The following is a 308-nucleotide window of genomic DNA, read 5'->3' on the forward strand; positions in this document are numbered from 1 at the left end:
AAACCTCACTTTTTAACCACCATTTTGCCCTTTTAACCATGTGTTTCATGGTTCTTAAAGGTTTTGTTTATACCATTTCGGCGCATATTTATTCTTTTCGTCTTGCGTTTAGCCGCATTTTGCACTGCATTTTGCACCATTTTACCTTGCATTTAGCATCAAAACGCATTGTATTTCGCACCAAAACGCACTGCGTTTAGCGGCAAATTGCACTGCGTTTTGCTGCAAATTGCAGTACATTTAGCCGCAAACAGCCTCAAATGTGGTACAAATGGCGGTTTCTTGAAATAAATATTCATTTTATCGTA

Origin of the sequence: Prevotella sp. HMSC073D09, from assembly GCF_001814145.1 — a bacterium.
In the GTDB taxonomy this organism is placed as follows: domain Bacteria; phylum Bacteroidota; class Bacteroidia; order Bacteroidales; family Bacteroidaceae; genus Prevotella; species Prevotella conceptionensis.